Source organism: Pseudomonas sp. AC083 (assembly GCF_979253165.1).
Window position 1 is genome coordinate 1 of sequence record NZ_CEEDDH010000353.1, and the last position, 235, is coordinate 235.

The 235-nt window shown below is 46.0% G+C and carries 1 protein-coding gene; it reads right to left on the reverse strand.

The genetic code is table 11. The features are described from left to right. Positions 1–235 (reverse strand): hypothetical protein (locus AC0IXA_RS28170; protein WP_471815021.1); only part of this gene is annotated, 235 nt, incomplete at both ends.

A 235-nucleotide genomic window follows, 5' to 3' on the forward strand; every position in this document is an offset into this window, starting at 1 on the left:
TGCGACGACCTGCCACTCTTCTGCAAGGATTGCCAGCGGTGTCACATCATTCATCGTCACGTTACTGCTGCCAAGCAAGTTACGGCTTAACAATAAGCTTGAATTTAAACTGATATAGTTGGCTTCTCGCTCCATCATGTAGGTCCATCCTTTATCCACTGTTCCGCCTCTTTGATAAAGAATGTTCACAGGCCGTTTCACCAGCTTCTCTTGTTCAAGCACTGATTTCATCACC